Below are 23,003 nucleotides of genomic sequence, written 5' to 3'. Positions count from 1 at the left end.
TCGATGTGAGATGGTTGAAGTGCTATTCTAACTTTATTGTCACTACTCTTTTTACAATTAACAATTAACAATTATGCAATAGTTAAATTAAAGGAGGAGTATAAAATGAAAAAGAAAGCACTTATTCATATTGACTATACAAAGGACTTCGTTGCTACGGATGGGGCATTGACTTGTGAAGCACCAGGGCAAGCGATTGAAGGGCGAATTACTGAAATTACGAAAGAGTTTATTCAAAGCGGGGATTTCGTTGTATTCGCAATCGACATTCATAAGGAGAATGATGCATTCCATCCGGAAACGAAGCTGTTCCCGCCGCACAACATTGAGGGAACAGATGGTCGGAAGCTTTTCGGTCAATTGGAGGATCTGTATCAAGCAAATAAAGACGCAAATAATGTCTATTGGATGGACAAAACAAGATACAGTGCATTTGCAGGAACGGACTTAGAACTTCAACTTCGAGCAAGAGAAATAAATGAACTTCATCTTGTAGGCGTTTGTACGGACATTTGCATACTCCACACCGCAGTAGATGCTTACAATAAAGGCTTCGATATTGTCGTTCACGAGGATGCCGTTGCAAGCTTTGATGCCGAAGGTCATGTATGGGCACTAAGACATTTCAAAGGTTCGCTTGGAGCTGCAGTAGTCAAAAAGGAGGAAAACGAAGATGAATAAGATTGAGCTTCCGGTATTCAATCATTGTGATGACAGTTTCGCGCTGCATACCGATAAATATCAAATTAATATGGCGCAAGTCTACTGGCAAAATGGCATGCATAACCGAAAGGCAGTTTTTGAAGTATACTTCCGCAAGCTTCCATTCCAGAACGGATATGCGATCTTTGCAGGCTTAGAACGAGTCATCCGATATTTGTATGATTTCCGTTTTACTGAGAGTGATTTGGAGTTTCTTCGGGAGGAAGGATACAGTGAAGAATATCTGGACTACCTTCGGACAATTCGTTTCACAGGAACCGCTCGTTCGATGAAAGAAGGTGAATTGGTGTTTGCGAATGAACCGATTATGCGAATTGAAGCACCACTGGCAGAAGCACAACTTTGTGAGACGGCAATACTTAATATCATTAATTACCAAACCCTTATTGCAACAAAGGCATCTCGTATGAAGCAAGTTGCGGTTGATGATCATTGCATGGAGTTCGGAACTCGGAGAGCACAAGAAATGGATGCCGCGATTTGGGGTACGAGAGCTGCATACCTTGCGGGGTTCGAAGCAACATCGAATGTAAGGGCAGGGAAGTTATTTGGCATCCCAGTCTCGGGTACACACGCTCATGCAATGGTTCAAGCATACCGTGATGAATATAAGGCATTTAAAGCCTATGCTGAAACGCATAAAGACTGCGTATTTCTTGTTGATACCTATGACACACTGAGATCTGGTGTCCCTACGGCAATTAAAGTGGCAAAAGAGTTCGGTGATCGTATCCACTTTAAGGGTATCCGACTTGATAGCGGAGACTTAGCGTACTTATCGAAAGAAGCTCGTAAAATGCTTGATGAAGCAGGCTTCCCGAATGCCAAAATCTTTGCATCAAACGATCTCGATGAACAAACCATCATGAACCTGAAAACACAGGGGGCTAGAATTGACGTGTGGGGCATTGGCACCAAGCTGATTACAGCGTATGATCAACCCGCTTTGGGTGCTGTATACAAGCTGATCTCGATTGAAGACGAAAACGGAGATATGGTCGATACGATCAAAATCAGCTCGAATCCTGAAAAGATAACAACCCCTGGACGCAAACGTGTATTCCGCATCGTCAACAAAACTAATGGGAAATCGGAAGGCGACTACATTGCACTGGAACATGAAGAACCGCAGCATGAACAACGGTTACACATGTTTCATCCCGTTCACACGTATATCGCAAAATTTATAACGGGTTTCGAAGCGAGAGAACTTCATCATACCATCTTTGAAAATGGTGAATTGGTCTACGAGTTACCTACGCTTAAAGAAATTAGGGAGTTTGTAACAGAAAATCTCGATGTATTGTGGGATGAATATAAACGCACCCTCAATCCAGCCGAATACCCTGTTAACCTCAGTCAAGCATGCTGGAATAACAAGATGCAATTGATTGAAGAAGTTCGAAATAAAGTTCAAGCAGCTCTCGAGGCATAGAAGGAGGCTGTATACGATGGCGAAAATCGGGATTATACAAATAGTGAAAGGGGAAGCGGGATATGAATAAGCAAACCGAAATCATCAACGCACTGCATGTAAAACGCGCGATTATACCTGCGGAAGAACTTCGTATTCGGGTGAATTTCCTTAAAGATTATTGCCGTAAAGCTGGAGCGAAAGGATTTGTCTTGGGAATCAGCGGGGGGCAGGATTCGACACTTGCCGGTCGATTATCCCAATTGGCGGTTGAAGAGCTTCGTACAGAAGGCTATGAAGCCAAGTTTATTGCGATCCGTCTGCCTTATGGGACACAAAAAGATGAGGACGATGCCCAGCTTGCTTTGCAATTCAATAAGCCTGACGATACGCTTACAATTAATATTGAGGCTCCTGTAAATGCCTTTGCAGCAGCTTACGAGGATGCTGACGGAAAAGCCCCAACGGATTACCACAAAGGGAACGTGAAGGCAAGAATGCGTATGATTGCACAGTATGCTGTGGCAGGCGAGCATCAGTGCCTGGTTGTGGGAACCGATCATGCCGCAGAAGCAATCACTGGCTTCTACACCAAGTTTGGTGATGGCGGAGCTGATATTCTCCCGCTAGCTGGACTGACGAAAGGTCAAGGGCGTGAACTCTTAATAGAGCTGCATGCACAAGAACGTCTATATCTGAAGACGCCAACAGCCGATCTTCTCGACAACAAGCCGCAACAAGCCGATGAAGCTGAGCTTGGTTTGGAATATGCCGTGCTGGATGAATATCTTGTCGGCAACGAAGTTGCTCCAGAAGCGAAGGTGAATATTGAAAACCGCTACGCGGTGTCACAACACAAACGGGAACTGCCAGCAACACCATTCGATCAATGGTGGAAGTAAGGAAACAGACGGGATTCCCGTTAGTTACGAACCTTTTTCGAAAGGGGCTTGTTGATAGAGATGGCCGATTGACTAGAACATCATGATAGTAGGAGCCGCGTACACCGCGGTTTTTCGGCAGTGATGTAAAAAAATGAAAGTACTAGACTGAAAAATAAAGTGTTAGACTGAGTATATAAAGTAGTAGACTCACGAGGAGGATACATACATGTATACGTATCATTTTGAGAAAGTTAAGATTGGGATATCGCAAAAGAACGCAGAAACTAAGGTGCAAGAGATCATCCACGAGCATGCTAAGGAAGGCTGGCGCTTAGTTCAAGTGATTCCACCATATCATGGAGCGTTTACTCCGTGTTTTGAAATCATCTTTGAAAAAAAAGAATAAGTAGCTACGATGAAAATAGAACGTCGTGAATTCTATAAAAATCTGTAATAACTCAAATAAGCTGCCAATAGTAGCCTATTTGAGTTATGTTTGAGGTATCATTATTTCCTATAAATATACAGCTAAGGTTTTTGATCCATATAATCCTTTGAGATTCTTACATGGATTTTCCGACCAGCTTGTCTTTCCGACAGACTACATTAGATTACAGAGATACGTAAATGGAAGTGGGACCTGCCAAAAAGGTATTCGTTGCGCCCCAAGCAAGCTGATTGCCGTTTGGACCAACCGCTCTAATTTCTACTCTATAGGCGCTGCCCGTCTCCATCCCGACATCTCTGTTTGTGGAACTCTGACTTCCCCACTCATGCAGGTTTCCGTTTTTATACACGAAAAACTCATAGTGAGATGCGCCAGAAACATTTCTCCAAGAAATATTAGCGAAGAAATAAGACTGTGCAGAAATCGACTCAGAATTGACAACACTTGCGGCTGTTGGTGCAGAAGCTTGAGTGCTCTCTTGGGCAAAAGCTGGAACAGCGGAAGTAAGTAAGAGAGCGGTTGTAAGCACGGTTGCAAACATTTTTTTCATTGTTTGGCACACTTCCTTTTCAATTTTTTCAATACCTTAAGTCCGTTGAGTGTAATTATCTTCCAAGTGCCTTTATATTACCATTAATAGAAATAGAAGATAAATATTACTCTTTTCCTATTTTGTAGATATTTTCATGGTGCTTAAGGCGTGGATAATCGCGACAATCCGACACTGCGGCCGTATAGAGGCAAATAAGTAGGCAGCGAGTTGGTATGCTGATAAACAAGGGTCATTCTCGAAGCAGATAAGATACCGTATTATTCAGCATTCATATCATATCTTGCCTCTATAAATACTTGTCTACATGCAAGCTATAAACCCTTATGAATACTGCTGAAATCATTCGTAGAGATCGGAATATCGGGATTAAGGAATGTGACGAATTCAGAGAAATCAATTTGGGTGTCTGGGGAGGAAAGACTTAATCAGAAGCAAAGCTTAGGCAAATCACGACTCCTAATTATTCATCCAGCTTGTCTATGTAAAGAGGAGCCTTCCATGGATTAAATATTATTTACAAGAAAGCAGATGGCATGAAGCCTGATCTGCTTTCTTTTTTCATCCTATTTCATAGGATAATAAATAGTCATGCTTAAGCGGGTCAACGTATCGCCAGGATTAGAATACAGGTGGGGCCGATCGGCTTTGAAACGAATAGAGTCTCCGCTATTTAGGTGATGTTCATGATCATTTACTTGAATGATCAATTGTCCTTCAAACACGGTGATATACTCCTCTGTACCATCTTTATGGGAATCTGAGCTCAGTTCCCCATGTGCTTCAATTTCTACACTGTATATTTCAAAGCGTCTATCCTCCTGATAGAGAAATGAGGGGTAGACTCGATATTTTCCGCTATCTTCCGTTAGAACTTTCATTTCATTACGCAGCACCACTTTTGCTTCTTGATCAGGTTCGTTAATCAACGAAGAGAAAGAAATCTTTAGCCCATTGGCAATCTTCCAAATGGTAGTTATGGTAGGGCTAGATTCACCTCTCTCAATTTGACTGATCATCGTTTTGCTTACACCACTCAACTCTGCGACCTTTTCCAAGCTTAGCTTTTCTTTCTCGCGAATCGCCTTCAAATTTTTAGCAAGAATATACTGAATGTCTTCCATTCCGTTCACCTCACGCTATTTACGTTATAACGATCATTATGTACAATATATAGAATGTTCACTATAATGTACATTTTGAACATTATAACATACCCTAGAGGAGGTTCTAAAATGCCGTTTCTATCATTCTTATTGTTTGTCGTCGTTAGCAGCTTTACTCCTGGCCCGAACAATATCATGGCGATGGCGTTTGCTAACCAAATAGCTTTGAAACGCTCTTTGATTTTTTGTGCCGGGGTAGGCGGAGGATTTTTCGTTATTACATTATTGTGTACCGTATTTAATCTGCTGCTCACCAATCTTCTGCCTGTTATTGAAACACCGCTAATGATATTCGGCGCAGCCTATATGCTCTACTTAGCTTACAAAATATTAACTAGTAATAGCCAGAGCCGCGATCAGGCGGCAGTACACAAGAACCTGTTTTGGATTGGGGCCTTAATGCAATTTATTAATCCCAAAGGCATTTTGTATAGTATTGCAGTAGTGGCAACGTATATCCTTCCTTATTATAGCACTTATTTTAGCTATTTCATGTTCGCCGTGGCTTTAGGCTTTGTTGGTTTCCTGAGCACCTTTAGCTGGAGCTTGTTTGGTTCCCTTTTTCAATCCTTTATATCAAAGCACAGGAAGCCGTTTAATATCATCATGGCCTTGCTGCTTGTTTATTGTGCAATATCGATCATCTATCCTTAGTGATTTTTACAAACCGAATGGAAGATTGAATTTGGTGTATAGAAGAAGCTGCCTATCATTTATTCTTTGCGACTTCTTGATATAATGTCTCCAGATGCTGCTGAACACTTCGAAGTTCATCTTTTCCGCTTAATGTAATATCGTATAGAGAACCTTTGCTAGTCAGATAACCTTCGCTCGTCAGATGATCCAGCTCTAGTTTTACTTGCTGAGGACTAAATTGATAGCCGTGGCTGTTAATTTCAGGTTGGATCTCCTCAGGTGTAATTGCATGTTGATTCGCATGATACAACAGATGAATTCGTGTAAATGAGTTTTCGAAATCTGAATGCATGGTAAACGCTCTCCTTTTCATAAATGGTATTCAATCACAGTTATCATTGTTTTTCTGTCCCTGTATTATGCATTCCCCGTAATCGTAACTTAGATTGTATTCAATCCATGATGTGAACTTTACGCTACCTGCATGTAACGGCGGACTGACCTTGAATAATATGCCGCCGTATACCTTACAAAGGCCAAGAAGCGGGTACATCTTTTGTTATCAAGCGGAGAACAGCAAAATATTAGGGAAACAAAGAAGCCATTGCGAAACTTCTGGCGGATGGCGCTGATATTGACGCTACGGATGAAAGAGGTAGAACCTCTGATTCATTAATATTTTTGTTTATAAGTTGAGCGTCTCCCGCTCGGTGAATCGATTTAGAAAGGTCAGGGAAAGCTATGTTTTGGAATGATACGCAGGCAAAAGCAGCGTTTCCCATCACAAAATGAGGAGTGAAAGAGATGGCTAAAAACAACGACCGTAACCGAAACGATGATTCTAAACACAACACGGCTGGTTTGGGAACTGGAGAGGCTGTAGGAACAGTGAGTGGTGGTGCCGTAGGCGCTGTAGTTGGTTCCGCTTTGGGGCCTGTTGGAACCGTTGTAGGTGGTATCGTAGGCGCATCGTTGGGCAACAAGGCAGGCGATCAAGTTGATAGTAATAACGGAACTGAACAGGATAAACAGGAATAGCTTCATTTTTTAGTGAGGAAAATCAGGGTGCAGAGGAAACTCTGCACCCTCTATTTATGTCATTGATATTGAAATTAACTGTTTAACGACACAAAGTTACCCTTATTGCTTGGAGATTGACACAAAACGTTTATTAGTGCGAAAAAAGACTTCGTGGAGTATGAACTGACATATTTCAATAGAGCTAATAATTAAATTTTCAGAAAGGAAGTACATTTTGCCCAAGCACGTAAAGATCTACGCACTAATACTTATCATTTTCATATTAATAAACGCTGCGGTATACAGATATTTGGAAAACCAATCATCTGAAAAATACAACAGCCTCTATTCACTGTATTAGATGAAGAACGACTCGGCATTTGCCTATTTAGTAAAGAACGCTTCTGAAACGATTCCGCTTGCTGACACTTTGATGGCAATCAGTGAGTCGAAGGAAAATGAAGAACCTGCTAAGATTCGGCAATTGATCGATAAGGCGAAGATACAAGCGGAAGAAATCGATGAGCAACTATTAACATTCATTGTATTTAGTGATATCTACACAAACAATGCTGTTCCTAAGCATTTTGTTAATAATACTGCAATGACAACGGATGAGCAGCTGGACATGTTTATTCTTGCTCGTGAGGCGAGGATATGGTGGCCGTTATACGATACAAGCTATTCGTATTGGAAATCTAATCCTAAAACGATAGACGCCAAGACTAGAAAAACCTTGCGCTCACTTGCGACGGAGCTCCGTGAGTTAAACAAGACGATTATGTTGTTTAAGGATGAAGCACATCACATGTTTTTCCAAGAGCAAGCGGAGCTTAATAAAGCGGCGATGCTGCGGCAGTTGAAACCACACCTTGAAAGATTAAAAAAGATCCAAGATGATTTTTCAGGACATAAATAACCCGAATACATGGAATGGGGTCACCACGAAGCTATCAGAAGTTGACCTTGAGTCATTCACTAACGGGAGCAATAGCAACAACGTGAATGCGTTGGCAAAAGCGGGATTTGTAATTGAGCAAATGATTGAGCGATCCGATAATGTTAGCGCACCTTCATCAAGAGATACCGAATACCAAGATTCATCGAAATAACATTTTTTAAAAGTCGAAGTAATCCATTGTTATGCCACATTCTTCTTCCATGGGCGATCAAATAAATTTTGCTGAAAAGTCGCATGACGTCAAGTGCTGCTTAGCCTTTTCGATTTGTTTTTCTGATATATCCACAGCCTATCTCCAGCATTCCCCTGATACGTCGCCAAAAAGCTGGTATTTTTCTTCTGAGACAAATCTCCATAAAAAGGAAGTACGGTTGCTCCTAAGAAGTCACTTCCTTTTGTATCCCAATAGAAGCTGTTTGTTTTATACACAGAATTCTTGTCCATGTCAAAGCCCTCCCCAAGTATAAATAATATGAGCCTACACGTATATCCCGACTTGCGCGTTATCCCAATAATAATTCGGAGATTGCTCAAAATGTAGGAAATGGACTTTGAGACTAGCAACGAGGACATGGGTTCGATGCCACCTATGTCACCAAATGCAAAGAACACGCCATATTCAGCGTGTTCTTTGTGACGAGGAGGGGATCATGAAGGCTCCTTCTCTGTTCTTGATCGCCATCTACTGCTTCTGGTTGTGCAGGTGCGTCATCAGATCGTCGAGCGTATTGGTCCAGCCGTCGTACACGAACTGATCGCCGGGGTGACCGGCGAATCCGCGCAGGTGGAAGATCATCTCGGTGCGGTCGCCATGTGCGGTGAGGGTTAGGGTCACGACAGGGGAGTTCTCGATGGGAGCATCGGGGTAACCCCAGGTGAAGACGAGCCGTTCGAAAGGTACGACGTCGAGGAACGTACCTCCGGTGGGATACTACTCGCCGGTCTCGATGTTAACCATTGTGTAGCGGTAGCGTCCGCCTTCGCGAACGTCGAAGGAGATGGTCTCCAGGGGCGTCGAAGGCAACCAGGCGGCGAGTTCCTTCTCCTCGGTCCAGGCGCGCCACACGAGCTCGCGGCGGGCATTTAGGGTGCGGGTAATGGTGAACTCCGGTACGGATGCAGGCATGTTCATTGTTCCTCCTTTATGGTCATGGTATTGATGTGTTCTTCCAGAGCGTCGAAGCGCTGGTTCCACTCGCGGCGGTGCTTCTCGACCCAGGCCGACACCTCATCGAGAGGCTCGGTGCGCATCGTCAGGGTTCGCCACTGTGCGTTCGATCAGCCCTGCTCGCTCCAGCACTTTGAGGTGCTGGGAGATCGCAGGTGCGCTTATCTCGAAGGGCTCGGCGACCTCCCTGACTGTCGCTAAAACTTCTATTTACTCTATTACCCATAGGTTCAATAGGAGATAAAGTCGAGTAATTCCCTTTTATTGTAATCAATTCTTGTGAGCTAATCGTAGTAATTAATCAATATTTTGAATACGATAACGAGGGAAGATTGTGAGCATGGAGACATCGTTATTTCTATGAGTTCCAGCAACGGCTTTTGCACGATTGGAGTAATAGATGATGGCAAAGGATTCAACGTTGAAGAATGTTCACAAAAAAGTTTAGGTTTATCTATTGTAAATAGTTAGTTTAGAGGATAAACTAAAAGGGAGCATGCAATTTGAATCTACAGCGTGTGGAACAACAGTTTCATTCACGTTTAAAATGTAATAGAGGACTACAAAGGCGTAGTCTTACTAAAGCAAAGAGGCTTAAGGTTATAGCATTCCTACTTGATAGGAAGCGGTATAACTTTAGGCCTCTTTGTGTTTATTCTCTGGTATAGGAGATGAGGAAATAGCAGAAGAATTGTTAAGTGTAGGAATAGATATGGGAACATCAACAACACAACTTGTCCTATCCAAACTTTATATCCATAATATGGCGTCATCGTTTTCCGTTCCGCGTATTGTGATTACGGAGAAAGAAGTCATATAGCGTAGTGAAATTTGTTTCACACCTCTTTTAGCCGAGAAAGAATCGATGTTCAAAAGTGTATCACAGCTGTAATGGTTGCTATGCTCATTGCAAGGAAAATGGTTCCAAAAAACTGCACCTAAGAAGTAGAGGAGGGTACCCATGAGTATCGATAAAAAGATGATTGAAGAGATGGTTCGTAAAATCATCATGGAACAAGTAGGGGCTGATGCTATTGAACAGAACGTTCATAGAGGTCCTGGAGGGATTACTTCTGTTAAAGTGCCAAATATGAAAGTAACAGAAGAGGATCGTCTCGATACAGGCAACCCTAATGATATCGTCTATTGTAAAGATCTTTTCTCGCTAAAGGAAAGTCCAAGACTTGGCTGCGGTATCATGGAGATGAAAGAAACAACCTTTGACTGGACACTTAACTATGATGAAATTGATTATGTTATTGAGGGACATCTGGATGTTATCATTGATGGTACAAAGGTGTCAGCTGGTCCAGGAGAAGTGATCCTGATTCCCAAAGGAAGTAAGATTCAATTTTCTGTGCCAGAATATGCACGATTTATCTATGTAACATATCCGGCTAACTGGGCAGAACAAGCGTAACATTCTAATTTCTACTCGCCGGAGGATAAGCGGTTTATATCGGAGGATACGTATGAAGGGGAACTGACGAACCCGCTGAGTTTGAATCGGTATACGTATGTGCAGAATAATCCGCTGAAATATATTGACCCAAGTGGACATGCAGAATGTGGAGGGGCTACGAACTGCAATCCGAACCGCCGCAACAGTAATGTACGGTATACTCCGGGCTCAATGGTTTCAGAACCGGGGCTTTAGCGATGCCCCGGTACCAATTTCGAGCGGACAAGCTGCCAGAATAATTCCCGATCGGCGGGCAGGATCTCCTAATACAACTAAAGGTTTATCCTTGTATTCGGGACGGGCAGCCTTCTCGACAGTCAGCTATCTTCGTTGTGTGCGCGCGCACTAGGCGGGGCAAGGGTTTAAGTTTAATTAGATTTTTAGACATATGTACAAAATACAATATAATATTAATTTACAAGTTTCATTGACGAATACAAGATTCTACTATATTTTGATATAGTGTTACACACTATATGTGGACGCCCGCAAAAACACTGTGTGGGAAGTCCTTTTTTTGTGTAAGAAAATGAGTGGTGGTGAGGTAAGTGAGCGCCTATTTTCATGTATTTTGTCCGGAGGGAGTGATCAGCGAATATCGTCTTATTGTCTATGACTCTAAGAAAGAACCTTTCATTCCATTAACAGAGTACTATCACGACCAAGTAAAACGGATAAACGAAAGCTCGGTAATAGCTTATTTAAATACGCTCAAGCCTTTCTTCTATTGGCTTGAGAAAAAGAGCCGTTACAAAGGGGCGATTGTTCACTGGAATGATGAATCTGAAGGTGTTAAGGAGGCAGTGAGACAGTATTTAATTCAAGAAATGCAATGTAAGATTCGCGGGCGAGATAAGCATGAAGGTATCTACACGACGAGTAAGAGCTCTAAAACGGTGCATCTTTTTCTTGCTGCGATAAAAGGCTTTTACAGAAGCATGCTTCGATTAAAAATAACCCTTTAGTGGATTTGGAATGGGAAGATACGTACGGGGATCTGCCAGGGGAACGCCAAAATAGACCCAGAATGCCACAGGCTGCAGGTACGGAAGAACCTCTTACGTTTCGAAGACAAACTGATTCATACTTTAAGATTATTAACGACGAGTGGGTTCCAGAAATAATTGGAGACTGGGATTTACCGTATCGTATTAATCACGCTGGAAGCTTGATTAATTGGCGACTTCGAGATGAAGTGATTTCCCGATTTATGTTTGAAACTGGTGCAAGGATATCAGAAATTTTAGAGCTAACTGTGGGTGATTACCGTAAACGTTCAGACATTCATGAGCTTGCAGCAATTAATAAGGGGAGCTTTAAGAAGAGAGTGAAATTCTTTCGGATCTCCCCTGAAACCTTGAAATTACTGATACGGTACGTCAATACCAAGCGAAGACAATCGGCATCTACGCAAGCCAAGTTCCAGGATTTACCCGATTCAGAGCCGCTATTCTTATCTACAAGAGGTACGCCATACACGTACTCAGCATTCTACTCGAATTGGACTCGTGTCACGAAAAGCGCTGGAATCATACTAAATCCCCATAAGGCGAGACATTGGTTTGTCACTTCAATGTTGCGTGGGATATACGAAAACGCGATTTGCCGTGGCATTGCTTTGCATTACGGACCGAAGATTAACTCCATCCTCAATAATGAACATTACCTCTGTATTGAATGCTCGGTTCCGAGACCTGTTCAATTACTATAGCTTAGTCAAAGTGGAAGATTTATTGCCTACTCATGTTGAAATGTACGTAACTGGTCAGATCCTGCCGGAACACTCAGAAAGGCAGCGCCAGAACCTTTTGACGTTCTATAACACTTTTATGTTTAATTTGAAAAAGTGGATTGGAACCCAGTTTACAGATGAAGTTCAGCAAGAACTTGCTCCGTATTTATTGCCAGTTCTTCCGTTTGACAATCGTGATTTTAGCGCCCGCACTAAAGCGGTGACAAATGCTAAAAATAAGAGAAAAGAAGATACATCGGCTATAACGCCTCTACTCCCTGAGATTAGAGCTATTGGACATCTGAGATGGAATCAGGTTAGTAGACTTCGTGAGGCCTATCGTAAAGCCGTTCAGTCTGTGAAAGAAGATAAGCAGACCCTGGTATTATCATCCAAACAGCAGAAGGCAGCCAGGTTATCGTAAAGTCCCACTTGCTGCGACATGCATTTGCAACACATGCCGTGCAAAACGAAAAGCTTCCTTTAGATATCGTTAAAACACTCTTACATCAGAAGGATATTGAAGTTACTGCATATTACTCAGCACCTACATCTCAGCAAATTTCTGACTCAATTAACAGCCTACACGAAAACTGGGTTTCACAGATTGATATCCAGAAGGGGATATTACGAGGTCCTGAAGAACTACAAGAAATCTATGATGAATATCGCGAAAAAGTAGGAACACCCTCCAAAGTTGTAGGCGGAATCTGTACAATTGATTTGGTCTGTCCGACCAAAATGGCTTGTATCGGATGTGCTGCCAAGGTTCCACGACCAGAATTTAAAGATGAAATAACAGCTCTCTACACTTGGGCAGATGAAAGCGAGAAGCGCTTTGAGAAGCTTGGACTTCCACTTGAAGCTCAAAAAATGAAGATTACTAAGAACCGAGCTCAAAATGAGCTCAAAGAGATACAATTAATTGAAAAATACCAGAAGGATGAGAAACATGCGCCAGAAATCAGAATTGCCCATAAATAATGAGTTATCATGGCTTAAGATCAGATACGAGCAACGAAAAAACAGATCTGCAGAGCTAGGAATTAATGCGATCAATAAGCTAGTAAAAGATAATAAGCCCGTTTCTTATCGAACTGTTTCGGAGCTGTCAAGGGAATTGGATCCGGACGGTGAAGGCATTCACCCTAAATGGAATCATTCAAACAGATCAAGCTTAACCGAGACCTAGAGCGCGTCAGACAGCGTTATATGCAGTCCACAAAGTCTGAACTAGTAGAACATATTATCCGTTTAGAACAATATGTGGCTCAACAAAATCAGATCTGGCTCAAAAACGAGTTTGAGAAATTTCAATGATAAAATAGGGGGCTGCTAATAAAAGCTAACCACAGTTATCGCAATGGAGCGGCTTGCAGTGATCCTGGAGTAGGCGAGGGCATATGAGGACGGTTAACCGCCGTTCGCTGGATGAGTTTACTATCGTTGAACGTTACATATCAGTCTTGGATTTAGACGTCGGGTGCGTAGACATGTGATTAGTAGTAAGCCAATTTAATAAATTCAAGAGATAGAGTAAATAGAGTATTCAAGATTGCGTCCTTATTTGGGCGTTTTTTTATAGGTATCTTCTGAAAGTTGTGAAGGTGTAAGTACCGGTATACGATGGAATTGAATGTAAGACTTATTTAATTGGAGGGCATTAAAATAACGCTTGCGAATTATTTTAGAAATTCCCTTATTTTTTGATAACAAGGAAGCCGCTGTTAATTACAATGAATAATGGGAAGTCAGAATTAATTGTTAAGGTAAGTAGAACAAGTGCAAATGATGCCACCACAGAAACTTGTTTTTGTGATCTATATGATAATATCGTTTTCGCAGTCATTGAAAAAGGCGCGCCAGATTTTGAAGAAACGAGTGAGGAAATGAAGTTCGTGTATGCCTATTACGGGTACAGCCGACATACCTGTAAAAATAGGTAACATCCTGGATTTCGTTTCCATATCAGCGAAAACCCTTGCTACTTAGAAATTTAGATATTTTGTTGGCTAATTGCTATATTGTTCTCTATGGTTTCTACCAAGGCCGAGTACAAACCAGAGAGATGATCGCAGGAATACTTTTGTCCATATTTTTGGTCCGGTAATCTGGCATATTTCGGTTTACATATAAATATATATAAGACGTATACCATTCTATTTGGGGAGGAATTGCTAATGGGTATCTTTTTTCCATACAATGACAAACGCAAAGTCCGACTTCTGGAACTGTCCACCGATACAGAACACTTTTTCTACGATGCGACGGCCGACTATCAGGACTTCAAAAAATTATGCGAGGTAGTGAATAAGCAAATTGTTGCCGTTTACAATGAAGCTGGATTGAAAGCGCCTGACATTAAGCAGGTTGATGTGATCAAGCAAACTGGTATCACAAATGATATTGACAGTAAGGATACGAGTGTGGAAATTGCTGAGATACTTCTCGACATCGCCAGCTTCGCCGGAACCATCAAATATTTCGCGCCCGCTGCTACCAAATTGCTAGTGCGCTCAGGTCTGATGGCGGAGGAGACCGCAGCAAAAGTGCTGGCTTCCTTCACTGTGCCTTTTCTCGGCAAAGAGGTGGAGCTTACAGCCGGAGGTGTGGCCGGCAATTTATTGGGCGGCATCTTAGGGGGAATAGCCGTGGGCAGCATAGAACTTGGCATCGACGCCATCGAAGGAGCCATTGCCAAAAACAAATTGCGGGACGGGCTGCATACGCTGTATCCAGTGCGAACCAGCATGCGTCTTTCCCTCGACAAGTCGAAGGGTCTGCTTGATTCGATGCGTTCAGTAAAAACAACGCTCGATGCGATCACCGGTGCCGGGTTGCCTCTTACCGATGCCGTGATTCAAAAACTGATCAACAAAGACGTGCAACCGGCAGTTGAGGCCGATAAAAATATTACAAACGCTTCTGTTACGGTCGAACTGAACAACTTTGACCTTTCGAGAACTTCATGGACTGCAGAGGATATTCATTGATCGTCATCGGAGAAGGAGAACGATATGTCCATCTTTTTTCCAGATAATGAGAAGCGGAAAAATCGGCTGCTGGAACTGTCGGCCGACACACAAAACTTCATCGCCGTTTCAAAACAAGATTACGAACAGTTTAAAAACCTAAATGCGGTAATCAATCAGAAAATTGCGCAATTGTATGCCAATGCCGGATTGACGCCTCCCGGAATAACACAGCTCGATATATTAAAAGCTGCGGGCGCTGCCCAGGCGGTCAACACGGCTGATACGGCCGTCGAAATTTCCACTATATTTCTGGATGTGGCCGGCATGGCCGCAACGACGCTTTACCTTGCTCCCGGAGTCACCAGTTTCCTGGTCGGATCAGGTATTCTGGAAGCGGAAACGGCGGCGACAGTACTAGGAACGATATTCGGCACGGAAATCGCGGTCGGCACTCTTGCCGGAGGATTGATCGGCGGACTCATAGCAGGCGTCGTCATCATCGGTATCGGCCTTGCTATCGACGCTATAGAAGGCGCAATATTACGCGACAAACTGCGTGAAGGCCTTCATCAGTTGGGACAGATCCGCGCCAATGCCAAGCTGCATTTGGATAAAGCGGCGAAGCTGGTCGCATCCCTAGACTCGGTCAACCGCACTTTGGACGCCTTGCTTTCCAGCCATATTCCTTTAACCGATCAAGTGATCCGAAACTTGCTAACAAAGGATGTCGTCCCAGCGATCGAAGCGGCCAAAGCAATTACGTTATCTAACGTCATCATTGAACTGAATGCTCTTGATCTAAACCGCAAGTCTTGGACAGCCGAAGATATCGCGTGACATACAACCGACTTCCGGCAAGAAGGTATTCTTTATCGAATGGGTATCTTCCGCTAGCCCTTCTTCCGTACCAGGTGATTTAAAAGTAGTTTGTCTCGCAGATCCGAATACGCTGCAGTTCAGTCCCACATGCCCGGTTATCAAAGCCGATGGTTACGTTTATTGGCCATACAGCTATATGGATAATCGTTACGGCATGGCGATCGTTGCCTACGACCAATCAGGCCGGGCCGTAAAGCGTTGGGATAAAAATGGCGCTCGTTATATCACGAGAATTGATACATATCCGGTAACCAATCGCTTAATTCTGGTAGGCCAGTCCAGCGCGGAAGTTTTCCATACAAACAAGCAGACCGAGATTCCTTTGGTTCAAAGGTTCTCGGTCTGCTTGTTTCTGCCAACCCAATCACAAAGTGTTCGTGATATGCTGCTCTCCGCCTTTGTCCTGCAGTTCGATGAACGTGTCTGGTCCGGCTTTCAGGCTTCCCTCTGCGCAGGGATCTCTCTGGAAGGTAAGGAGATTCGTCGTGCCACCGTACCGGTAAGTGTCGGAAGTAAATTACTTTCTTAAACATAAGGAGGGAGAAGGTGAATTCGTCGAATTTCTAAGACAGATCGCTGAAACGTGAGTGAAAATAACGAGCCCTTTATGCCTCTCACCGAATTTTACCATGACCAGTTAAAGAGAATAGGTGAGAGTTCTGTCGTCGCTTACTTAAATAAGTTAGAACCTTTCTTCTATTGGTTAAAACACAACAGTTCTTATAAAAGTAAAAAGGTTAACTGGGATCATGAACCAGAAGCAATTAAAGAAGGAATACGTCAATATCTTCTTCAAGAAATGCACTGTAAGATAAGAGATCAAAATAACTATGAACGCATTTATCTCACTAGTAAAAGTGCCAAAACAGTAAATTTGTTTCTAGCAGCAATTAAAAATTTTTACAAGTCAATGATTCGCTTACATATGTATGCTTTTATTAATCCACTAATTGATGTTGAATGGGACAAAGAGTTACCATCAACCCCCGGAGAGAGAATAAATAAACCTAGATTACCTCAAGTAGCCGGTACTGAAGCACCAATCCCTTTCAGAAGACAAACAGAATCATATTTTAACACGCCTGTTTATTAACCTAAAAATGGTAGAAAAAAAACGGGAGCCAATCCGCTTTTGAACAATGGGATAGTTATCGCTCCGGTGTAGATCATGCCGAATCAAGCGGGTTGCCGACCGTTCATTATTCTTGTTTCTCGACCAAAGCCGCAGAGGTCCCGTTTGCTATTTTCAAGGAATTATTTCATCTTCTTGTTCACAAATGCAATCGAAAGACGCGTCGTAAACTAACGTTTCCGAAAGAATTGCTTCTCATCGATTCGACCACGATCACGGTCGGAAAAAAGGAAAAACCCGGTTGCCTTGGGCCCCTTATCATGGTGAACGCGCAGGTATCAAGCTGCATGTTGCTCTGCAAGCGGGGAATCAACAGCCGCTGATTGTCGTGGAAACGGTTGGTTCTAAGCATGATGGACCGATGAGCGAGCAATTGGCGGATTCAGCTTACATTCTAGTGATGGAGCGTGCTTATGGAAAGCTCGAACGGTTGGATCGGTTCAAAGAAGAAGGACAGTCGTTTGTGGTTCGCTTGAGAGACAATGTTCATTTGGAGAAACCACGCGCCTTACGCCGTCAGGCAGTTCCGGACTCCCGGGTTATCCGGGACATCACGAGTCAACTTGGAACGAAGCAATGCCAATCGACGAAACGCCATCGCGTGGTGATGTTTCGGGATTTTGAGGGTAGAGAAATTCGGGTGGCAACCGATTTGATGCAGGTAACAGCCGAACAAATTGCGCAGATGTATAAAGCTTGTTGGCAGGTGGAGGTCTTTTTTCGATGGATCAAGCAACATTTGAACGTGCCGACTCTATTGGGTACGTCAGAAAATGCCGTCTATGGTCAATTGTACACGGCCCTCATGGTGTATGTATTGTTAAAATCGCTGTATGATGCAACAAGTTCAATCCTTTCACGACATGTGGCACTGTCATTCGCACGTTTTACACGTTTGCTTGATCTTGGGCAACTGCCAGTTGAATGGCGGTTAAGGCTTTTTCACATTCTTCAAACGGATGGCCAGAACAAGCTTATTTTTGTTACATAATATGGTTAATCAACAGGCGTGTTAACGCACCTATGTAACGACTAGGGGATATATTTGAAAAAAAGAGTAGTTTGCTACGACAGCTAGCACTTGTTGAAAAACGAAAAAAACGAATTTGAAGAAGTGCAAGTAAGATTGTTGTATCATTGAAGCTAGGAGCCGATGCAGAAAATCAAAGGTGCACATACTAGCCTGCTCTTTTTTTGTAACACTAAACCTTATTTTGTTTGCTAATTTAAATCTTTTTAAAGGGGAAAACGAATGGAACAAGAACTTCTGAATTCTCTATTTATGCTCGTTCACCATCTTGCTTAGTTTGTCGTACGGTATGTCAAAATGAGATGCAGACTGCTTACGTGCTCAGTCTGTTTAATGATGATTGGACTCATAGCGCCTGTAAATCCGATGAATATATTTTCACACTCGACAACCTTCAACACATCGAGCATATATTTGGAGTTAAACGCAATTCGCAGCGGATCCCCCTTAAATTCCTTCACATGAAGTTGCTCCGTAACGCGCCCCAATTCAGAAGAGCTGGAGGAAATTTCGATTGTACCATCTTCCTTCGTTTGCAGGCGAACAATATTCGTTTTATCTTCACGGGACAGCAAATAAGCACGGTCAATTGCATCAATGAGCTTTTTCGTGTCCAAAATAAGTTCTGTTTTATAGTTTTGCGGAATAACTTTAGAAGTATCCGGATAGGTTCCATCCAAAATAAGCGAATAGAACAGATCGATTTTGAACAAGACTTGATTGTCTGCAACCACAATGTCCACCATCGTATTTTGATCCGGAATAATTTTGCTGAGTTCGTTCAATGTTTTACCGGAAATGACAACGTTCGTAAAGCGAATGTCAGGATCTGCTTGGATATCAGCTGTGCGGCTCGCCAAGTGATGGCGGTCTGTGGATACGAATTTTAAATTCCCTTCGCTTAAATTCTACAATGCCCCTGTTAAAATTAGCGTTGTTTCGTTGGAAGAAATAGCGAATGCCGTCTGCTTGATCATCGTCTTCAGCAAATCGCCATTTACGGTAATGACTTGATTCTCTTCGATGCTAGGAAGAACTGGATATTCTTCAGGATCAAGTCCAACCATCTGGATGTCGGTAGTACCGGAGCGTAGGTAGGTTTGGAAATGTTCCATGACTTCGATTTCGACATCTTGTGAAGGCAGCTTTTTAATAATTTCGACAAAAAACTTAGCCGGCAAAACAACACTACCCGGACGTTCCACTTGAACGATCGTTTGGCGGTCATCCTCTACAGGGATAAAAGTTTGAATGATATATCTGTATCACTCGTGAAAGAGGCATATGTGCTTATGAGTCTCAGCATACAACTCTTTGGATTTTTATCTATCTCTTAATCAAAAGAATAGCTATATTATACAGAAAGGTGTTGCTAATGTTATGGAACAGCAAAAACAACAAGGTCTTCTCGGTTTTTATTTCATTGATGAGACAGGAAAAGATCTTGCCTACATGAGTGAAGAGCAAAGCTCATTATTAGCACAAAATATAACAGAAGATATTAAATTTATTCTATGGGCAGGGGATGTTCACCCTGCAGAAACTGGAAACTATACATTTTCTACATCAGATAACGAAAATGTTGCTTTGAAAATTAATAGTAAATTAGTTCTAATGTCACATATGAGTGAATCCATTCCATTAGAAAAAGATAAAACTTATCAAATACATTTAGAATACAAAATCCCTCGACAACCTACTCATAATAACATACCACTTTTGAAGTTATCTTGGTCCTACAATCATCAACCTTTCACTTCGGTTTCGGATACATGTTTCACACAACCAGTAAATGAATTGCAAGTTGCACCTATTAAAGCAGCTGAAAATTACAAATCTACGTACGCTTCTGCACCGGGAAACCACAACAAAAGTAGTTCATGGAACCCCTATTATGGAGTAGACTCAAGTCAATTTCTAGATGCCTTTAACTCTAATATATGGAAGTCATTTTTAACCGACATGATAGAAAACAATGGACAAAACGCGCTGCCTGTAATTATTAAAGGAGCTGTGATGATTGCACTCAATTTAGCGCCACCTCCAATGAGTTTAATGGGCAGCTTGATTGATATGTTTCAATTTTCAAACACAAAGGATGACGCTTGGAGTCGAACTGTAGATTATGTAGATAAAACCATCGATTCTAAAATTAGTCAGTTTTATAAATATATCATGGCAAGTGAACTAGCAGCTTTAAGTAAATCGCTTGAAGAATACAAAAGAGTGTTAAAAATTTATGAGAACAACAACCCTCATAATAAAGCCGAAGACCCCGCAGCTGGTGTTATCCAGCTATTCCGCATTGTAAATTCTAAGGCAGAAGGATTTATCGAAAAATTAAAACAAGCACCACCTGAATCAACTGGTCTTGAATATGATGTATTGACCCTACCATTATTTGCACAAGCTGCTGGCTTACATTTAGGGTTATTAAGAGATGCCATTGTATGTAACTGGGGAATGGATAAAGATCAACAACAAGGATATAAAGTTAAACAAAAAAAATTAATTATAGAATATACAAAGCATATAAGTGCAACTTACAAAAAAGGGTTAGAAAATGCAAAAAATAAAAAACCTAATTATTCAGATAAAGACTCCTATATCCAAGCAGGAAAAAAAGATATACCAGTATTAAGACAATGGTTCCCTGAAGTTATGAAATGGAACCGTGTTACAACGTATGAACGACAAATGTCTCAGATGACACTAGACTTAGCCGCTTTATTTCCCCTGTATGACCCAGATTATTACTCTATAGAGACTAGGGTTGTACAATCAAGGGGGATTTTTTCACCTATAATAGGCATTCCAGGTGGTTTGAAATCCCAAAATCATAATGAGACCTTTGGTTCGCAAGTATACGATTCCAAAACATTTGAACAAATAGAGAGCGAATTATACCCATCAAGAGCATCTAGATATGGAGGAGCATTAAAGAGAATTCGCTTGTGGACCGGAAGTAGGAACTTATACGCTTCTTCTACGACAACGTCTAAATGGTCTACCCCTAAATATGGTGGTAGTGACGGCACAATCAACGAAATTGATATAAACGAGAACAATTCCATCACTTCCGTTTCTGGTACAGCAGGCGCTAGACCACTTACACTTTCTTTTACTTATGCAGATGGAACGAACTCTCAATTATTTGGTGCTACTGTCCCAAATGGTAGTACTTACGCAGATTTTAAATTTGAGTATCCAGGATATGAATTATCTACCATGAGGGTATACGATAAAAGTGCTGTATACGGGGATGCAGATGCAATTGTATTTGGTTTCCATCGCATGAATCTTGAAAAAGACGCTCAGCAATTAATGACTAATATGTCATCACAAATACCAGCAGAAATTGGTATTCAATATAATTTGACACCTAAAACAGTACAAGAATTAATCAATGGCCAAAATGCAGTACTTTTAAATAAAGGATCAGCTGCTCTAACATATACTATTACTTCTCCAAGAGCGCAACAATATAAAATTAGGTATAGAGTGGCAGCAAATATAGACAGCGCTATAGCAATTTACGCGCCATCATCACAATCAAAAACTACCAATATCCCTAAAACTGTTGCCAATTTAAATACGATAAAAGGAGAATATGGTTATTATCAATTAATTGAAGGACCTATTATAGAAATAAATAAAGGCGCTAATAATATATCTATTAAGACTCCAATAGGAGAATTAGCTTTAGATAATATAGAATTTGTACCAATAACCAAAAACGACAGAGTAGTATATGATAACTTTGACGACCAAAGATTACCTTTATGGTACTGGTACAAACGTTTTAACATTGTAACAGGAGGAGTATCAGGTAAGGCCGCAAAATGTGATTTTGATGGAGAATCTTGGACATATATTGATAATCAAATTGAAGGACACACTAAATACACCTTACAGGTTAAACTAAAACTTAATACTACAGATACAAATACTACTCAAAAATTTCAATTATATGCAGGTAGTAAAAACAACGGGCAGATTATTAAAGAAGTTGAACTTAAAGGAGGAAAGGATTATCAATCGTTCACATTAGACTTTTTAACAAATGATGATATAACTAGTACATACATTGGATTTAAAGGATCCGGTGGGACTTCCAGCATATTAGTAGATGATATAGAAGTTATAGGTGTAAAAAAAGAAAGCACTACCAAAGGTCAAAAATTTTCCTGTGAAAAATGGGACCCATATAAAGCTTATAAAAAAGGAGATAAGGTGGAGCATCAAGGTAGGTTATTCGAATGTGTTCAAGATTACCAAGGCCAGGGAGATCCAACATATATCTTTGCTCTAGCATTATGGAAGCTTATTCCACAATGAGGAAGTATGGTCTGATTCTTAACTTAGCATACCAATAGTAAATAGCGAGGAAGCTTAAAAAGTGATTTCAAGAATCGGGAGCGATTGAAGAAAAAAAGCAGTCGCTTTTTTTTCTAGGAAGATCCGAATTGTTCTTAAATGATTAAGGAAAATAAGATCCAGCTAATCTTCTCATGTAAAGATAGCTATTTTTTCAAGTTGGATGTGCAAAATAATACTTAAAATATACGCAATTTATCGGTCAAAGTGACTTATTGCTGGTGGTGACAACTTTGCTAGTACTGCCACATAGTAAAGAAAAATATATAAGCGATGATTCCTTAGCGAAGGAAAAAACGAATTTTTTCATGTCGAAATTTGCTTAGCGTATGTTTTGCGCTTTTTGTTGGTAGGATCCCATAAAGGGGATCAAGCCGTAAATAAGTACTCATCATGATAATTAATGAATAAGAGGCACCCGAATTTGATATGCTCCCATCATAGTA

At 41.5% G+C, this 23,003-nt stretch carries 25 protein-coding genes and 5 pseudogenes; 21 read left to right on the top strand and 9 right to left on the bottom strand.

Annotated features, from left to right (window positions below; genetic code table 11):
- The first annotated feature begins 105 nt into the window (after positions 1-105).
- From A372_RS0103920 to A372_RS0103905, 4 genes are all read left to right on the top strand, one after another.
- Positions 106-681 carry a cysteine hydrolase family protein gene (locus tag A372_RS0103920; protein ID WP_019419533.1) on the top strand — a complete coding sequence of 192 codons (576 nt, stop codon included), beginning with the start codon at positions 106-108 and terminating at the stop codon, positions 679-681.
- Positions 674-2,158, top strand: a complete 1,485-nt coding sequence (locus tag A372_RS0103915; RefSeq protein ID WP_019419532.1) for a nicotinate phosphoribosyltransferase — start codon at positions 674-676, stop codon at positions 2,156-2,158. The genes A372_RS0103920 and A372_RS0103915 overlap by 8 nt, the downstream gene beginning before the upstream one ends.
- Positions 2,159-2,220: 62 nt before the next feature.
- Positions 2,221-3,039: an ammonia-dependent NAD(+) synthetase gene (nadE, locus tag A372_RS0103910; protein ID WP_019419531.1), complete on the top strand. Its 819-nt coding sequence runs from the start codon at positions 2,221-2,223 to the stop codon at positions 3,037-3,039.
- Positions 3,040-3,247: 208 nt separating this feature from the next.
- The gene (locus tag A372_RS0103905) at positions 3,248-3,427 is read left to right on the top strand and encodes a DUF4177 domain-containing protein (protein ID WP_019419530.1); all 180 of its coding nucleotides are present in this window, start codon (positions 3,248-3,250) and stop codon (positions 3,425-3,427) included.
- Positions 3,428-3,632: 205 nt separating this feature from the next.
- Here the strand turns inward: A372_RS0103905 and A372_RS0103900 are convergent, their stop codons facing one another.
- Complete coding sequence (locus tag A372_RS0103900; RefSeq protein ID WP_019419529.1) at positions 3,633-4,019, bottom strand: hypothetical protein; 387 nt, start codon at positions 4,017-4,019, stop codon at positions 3,633-3,635.
- 326 nt (positions 4,020-4,345) lie between these two features.
- Between A372_RS0103900 and A372_RS39470 the strand changes: the two genes are divergently transcribed.
- The gene (locus A372_RS39470; RefSeq protein ID WP_157259427.1) at positions 4,346-4,447 is read left to right on the top strand and encodes a histidine phosphatase family protein; all 102 of its coding nucleotides are present in this window, start codon (positions 4,346-4,348) and stop codon (positions 4,445-4,447) included.
- A 138-nt stretch (positions 4,448-4,585) separates the two neighbouring features.
- On the opposite strand, the gene A372_RS0103895 is transcribed toward A372_RS39470, so the two are convergent.
- Complete coding sequence (locus tag A372_RS0103895) at positions 4,586-5,143, bottom strand: helix-turn-helix domain-containing protein (protein ID WP_019419528.1); 558 nt, start codon at positions 5,141-5,143, stop codon at positions 4,586-4,588.
- Positions 5,144-5,254: 111 nt separating this feature from the next.
- On the opposite strand from A372_RS0103895, the gene A372_RS0103890 reads away from it, so the two are divergent.
- Positions 5,255-5,839, top strand: coding sequence for a LysE family transporter (locus A372_RS0103890; RefSeq protein ID WP_019419527.1), 585 nt, complete (start codon positions 5,255-5,257; stop codon positions 5,837-5,839).
- A 55-nt stretch (positions 5,840-5,894) separates the two neighbouring features.
- Here A372_RS0103890 and A372_RS0103885 read toward each other — a convergent pair whose 3' ends face one another.
- The gene (locus A372_RS0103885) at positions 5,895-6,173 is read right to left on the bottom strand and encodes a hypothetical protein (RefSeq protein ID WP_019419526.1); all 279 of its coding nucleotides are present in this window, start codon (positions 6,171-6,173) and stop codon (positions 5,895-5,897) included.
- A 452-nt stretch (positions 6,174-6,625) separates the two neighbouring features.
- Here A372_RS0103885 and A372_RS0103880 point away from each other — a divergent pair, with 452 nt between their 5' ends.
- Together A372_RS0103880 and A372_RS0103875 are read left to right on the top strand one after the other, a co-directional pair.
- Positions 6,626-6,859, top strand: coding sequence for a glycine zipper domain-containing protein (locus A372_RS0103880; RefSeq protein ID WP_019419525.1), 234 nt, complete (start codon positions 6,626-6,628; stop codon positions 6,857-6,859).
- A 343-nt stretch (positions 6,860-7,202) separates the two neighbouring features.
- Positions 7,203-7,760, top strand: a complete 558-nt coding sequence (locus A372_RS0103875) for a hypothetical protein (protein ID WP_019419524.1) — start codon at positions 7,203-7,205, stop codon at positions 7,758-7,760.
- Positions 7,761-8,042: 282 nt separating this feature from the next.
- Here A372_RS0103875 and A372_RS39230 read toward each other — a convergent pair whose 3' ends face one another.
- From A372_RS39230 to A372_RS39465, 4 genes and pseudogenes are all read right to left on the bottom strand, one after another.
- Complete coding sequence (locus A372_RS39230) at positions 8,043-8,246, bottom strand: hypothetical protein (protein ID WP_337483283.1); 204 nt, start codon at positions 8,244-8,246, stop codon at positions 8,043-8,045.
- Positions 8,247-8,484: 238 nt separating this feature from the next.
- A pseudogene (locus A372_RS33190) lies at positions 8,485-8,928 on the bottom strand (SRPBCC family protein).
- Positions 8,929-8,930: 2 nt separating this feature from the next.
- The gene (locus A372_RS39005) at positions 8,931-9,053 is read right to left on the bottom strand and encodes a hypothetical protein (protein WP_019419521.1); all 123 of its coding nucleotides are present in this window, start codon (positions 9,051-9,053) and stop codon (positions 8,931-8,933) included.
- A complete protein-coding gene (locus tag A372_RS39465; RefSeq protein WP_202803268.1) occupies positions 9,031-9,180 on the bottom strand; it encodes an ArsR family transcriptional regulator in 150 nt (49 codons plus the stop codon). The genes A372_RS39005 and A372_RS39465 overlap by 23 nt, the downstream gene beginning before the upstream one ends.
- Positions 9,181-9,649: 469 nt before the next feature.
- Between A372_RS39465 and A372_RS36070 the strand changes: the two are divergent.
- From A372_RS36070 to A372_RS39460, 3 genes and pseudogenes are all read left to right on the top strand, one after another.
- Positions 9,650-9,787, top strand: a pseudogene (locus A372_RS36070) (ethanolamine ammonia-lyase reactivating factor EutA); the annotation flags it as partial.
- A 144-nt stretch (positions 9,788-9,931) separates the two neighbouring features.
- The gene (locus A372_RS0103855) at positions 9,932-10,390 is read left to right on the top strand and encodes a cupin domain-containing protein (RefSeq protein WP_019419520.1); all 459 of its coding nucleotides are present in this window, start codon (positions 9,932-9,934) and stop codon (positions 10,388-10,390) included.
- Positions 10,391-10,408: 18 nt separating this feature from the next.
- A pseudogene (locus A372_RS39460) lies at positions 10,409-10,531 on the top strand (RHS repeat-associated core domain-containing protein); the annotation flags it as partial.
- An 84-nt stretch (positions 10,532-10,615) separates the two neighbouring features.
- On the opposite strand, the pseudogene polYB reads toward A372_RS39460, so the two are convergent.
- A pseudogene (gene polYB / locus A372_RS39455) lies at positions 10,616-10,753 on the bottom strand (DNA polymerase IV); the annotation flags it as partial.
- 227 nt (positions 10,754-10,980) lie between these two features.
- Here polYB and A372_RS38375 point away from each other — a divergent pair.
- From A372_RS38375 to A372_RS33165, 9 genes are all read left to right on the top strand, one after another.
- Positions 10,981-11,397 (top strand): hypothetical protein, encoded by a 417-nt coding sequence (locus A372_RS38375; protein ID WP_036703227.1) that lies wholly within the window; start codon positions 10,981-10,983, stop codon positions 11,395-11,397.
- Between the two features lie 62 nt (positions 11,398-11,459).
- Positions 11,460-12,143 carry a tyrosine-type recombinase/integrase gene (locus A372_RS38370; protein WP_036703225.1) on the top strand — a complete coding sequence of 228 codons (684 nt, stop codon included), beginning with the start codon at positions 11,460-11,462 and terminating at the stop codon, positions 12,141-12,143.
- A gap of 22 nt (positions 12,144-12,165) precedes the next feature.
- The gene (locus tag A372_RS0103845) at positions 12,166-12,588 is read left to right on the top strand and encodes a hypothetical protein (protein WP_026010880.1); all 423 of its coding nucleotides are present in this window, start codon (positions 12,166-12,168) and stop codon (positions 12,586-12,588) included.
- 8 nt (positions 12,589-12,596) lie between these two features.
- On the top strand, positions 12,597-13,148 hold the full coding sequence (locus A372_RS0103840) for a hypothetical protein (RefSeq protein WP_026010879.1): 552 nt from the start codon (positions 12,597-12,599) through the stop codon (positions 13,146-13,148).
- 1,196 nt (positions 13,149-14,344) lie between these two features.
- Positions 14,345-15,157, top strand: a complete 813-nt coding sequence (locus A372_RS0103825) for a hypothetical protein (RefSeq protein ID WP_019419517.1) — start codon at positions 14,345-14,347, stop codon at positions 15,155-15,157.
- Between the two features lie 24 nt (positions 15,158-15,181).
- Positions 15,182-15,976 (top strand): hypothetical protein, encoded by a 795-nt coding sequence (locus tag A372_RS0103820; RefSeq protein WP_019419516.1) that lies wholly within the window; start codon positions 15,182-15,184, stop codon positions 15,974-15,976.
- Positions 15,977-16,172: 196 nt separating this feature from the next.
- A complete protein-coding gene (locus A372_RS0103815) occupies positions 16,173-16,547 on the top strand; it encodes a hypothetical protein (protein ID WP_019419515.1) in 375 nt (124 codons plus the stop codon).
- A gap of 54 nt (positions 16,548-16,601) precedes the next feature.
- Entirely contained in the window at positions 16,602-17,111 is a 510-nt protein-coding gene (locus tag A372_RS33170; protein WP_019419514.1) for a hypothetical protein, read from the top strand.
- A gap of 280 nt (positions 17,112-17,391) precedes the next feature.
- Positions 17,392-18,141: an IS4 family transposase gene (locus A372_RS33165; protein ID WP_019419513.1), complete on the top strand. Its 750-nt coding sequence runs from the start codon at positions 17,392-17,394 to the stop codon at positions 18,139-18,141.
- Positions 18,142-18,452: 311 nt separating this feature from the next.
- On the opposite strand, the pseudogene dnaN reads toward A372_RS33165, so the two are convergent.
- A pseudogene (dnaN, locus tag A372_RS33160) lies at positions 18,453-19,450 on the bottom strand (DNA polymerase III subunit beta); the annotation flags it as partial.
- A 110-nt stretch (positions 19,451-19,560) separates the two neighbouring features.
- Between dnaN and A372_RS0103795 the strand changes: the two are divergent.
- Entirely contained in the window at positions 19,561-22,518 is a 2,958-nt protein-coding gene (locus A372_RS0103795) for an insecticidal delta-endotoxin Cry8Ea1 family protein (protein ID WP_157259426.1), read from the top strand.
- Positions 22,519-23,003 lie beyond the last annotated feature (485 nt).

The sequence above is a fragment of the Paenibacillus sp. OSY-SE genome (assembly GCF_000283315.1).
Taxonomy (GTDB): domain Bacteria; phylum Bacillota; class Bacilli; order Paenibacillales; family Paenibacillaceae; genus Paenibacillus_B; species Paenibacillus_B profundus.
This window is presented reverse-complemented; position numbering and strand designations above follow the sequence as displayed.

Coding starts and splice junctions, on each gene's coding strand:
- A372_RS0103880 (WP_019419525.1), top strand. CDS start 6,626: ATGGCTAAAAACAACGACCGTAACCGAAACGATGATTCTAAACACAAC.
- A372_RS0103920 (WP_019419533.1), top strand. CDS start 106: ATGAAAAAGAAAGCACTTATTCATATTGACTATACAAAGGACTTCGTT.
- A372_RS0103900 (WP_019419529.1), bottom strand. CDS start 4,019: ATGAAAAAAATGTTTGCAACCGTGCTTACAACCGCTCTCTTACTTACT.
- A372_RS0103875 (WP_019419524.1), top strand. CDS start 7,203: ATGAAGAACGACTCGGCATTTGCCTATTTAGTAAAGAACGCTTCTGAA.
- A372_RS39470 (WP_157259427.1), top strand. CDS start 4,346: ATGAATACTGCTGAAATCATTCGTAGAGATCGGAATATCGGGATTAAG.
- nadE (WP_019419531.1), top strand. CDS start 2,221: ATGAATAAGCAAACCGAAATCATCAACGCACTGCATGTAAAACGCGCG.
- A372_RS0103890 (WP_019419527.1), top strand. CDS start 5,255: ATGCCGTTTCTATCATTCTTATTGTTTGTCGTCGTTAGCAGCTTTACT.
- A372_RS0103795 (WP_157259426.1), top strand. CDS start 19,561: ATGGAACAGCAAAAACAACAAGGTCTTCTCGGTTTTTATTTCATTGAT.
- A372_RS39005 (WP_019419521.1), bottom strand. CDS start 9,053: ATGCGCACCGAGCCTCTCGATGAGGTGTCGGCCTGGGTCGAGAAGCAC.
- A372_RS0103885 (WP_019419526.1), bottom strand. CDS start 6,173: ATGCATTCAGATTTCGAAAACTCATTTACACGAATTCATCTGTTGTAT.
- A372_RS0103825 (WP_019419517.1), top strand. CDS start 14,345: ATGGGTATCTTTTTTCCATACAATGACAAACGCAAAGTCCGACTTCTG.
- A372_RS38370 (WP_036703225.1), top strand. CDS start 11,460: ATGCCACAGGCTGCAGGTACGGAAGAACCTCTTACGTTTCGAAGACAA.
- A372_RS0103815 (WP_019419515.1), top strand. CDS start 16,173: ATGGCGATCGTTGCCTACGACCAATCAGGCCGGGCCGTAAAGCGTTGG.
- A372_RS0103855 (WP_019419520.1), top strand. CDS start 9,932: ATGAGTATCGATAAAAAGATGATTGAAGAGATGGTTCGTAAAATCATC.
- A372_RS0103905 (WP_019419530.1), top strand. CDS start 3,248: ATGTATACGTATCATTTTGAGAAAGTTAAGATTGGGATATCGCAAAAG.
- A372_RS0103895 (WP_019419528.1), bottom strand. CDS start 5,143: ATGGAAGACATTCAGTATATTCTTGCTAAAAATTTGAAGGCGATTCGC.
- A372_RS0103820 (WP_019419516.1), top strand. CDS start 15,182: ATGTCCATCTTTTTTCCAGATAATGAGAAGCGGAAAAATCGGCTGCTG.
- A372_RS39230 (WP_337483283.1), bottom strand. CDS start 8,246: ATGGACAAGAATTCTGTGTATAAAACAAACAGCTTCTATTGGGATACA.
- A372_RS0103915 (WP_019419532.1), top strand. CDS start 674: ATGAATAAGATTGAGCTTCCGGTATTCAATCATTGTGATGACAGTTTC.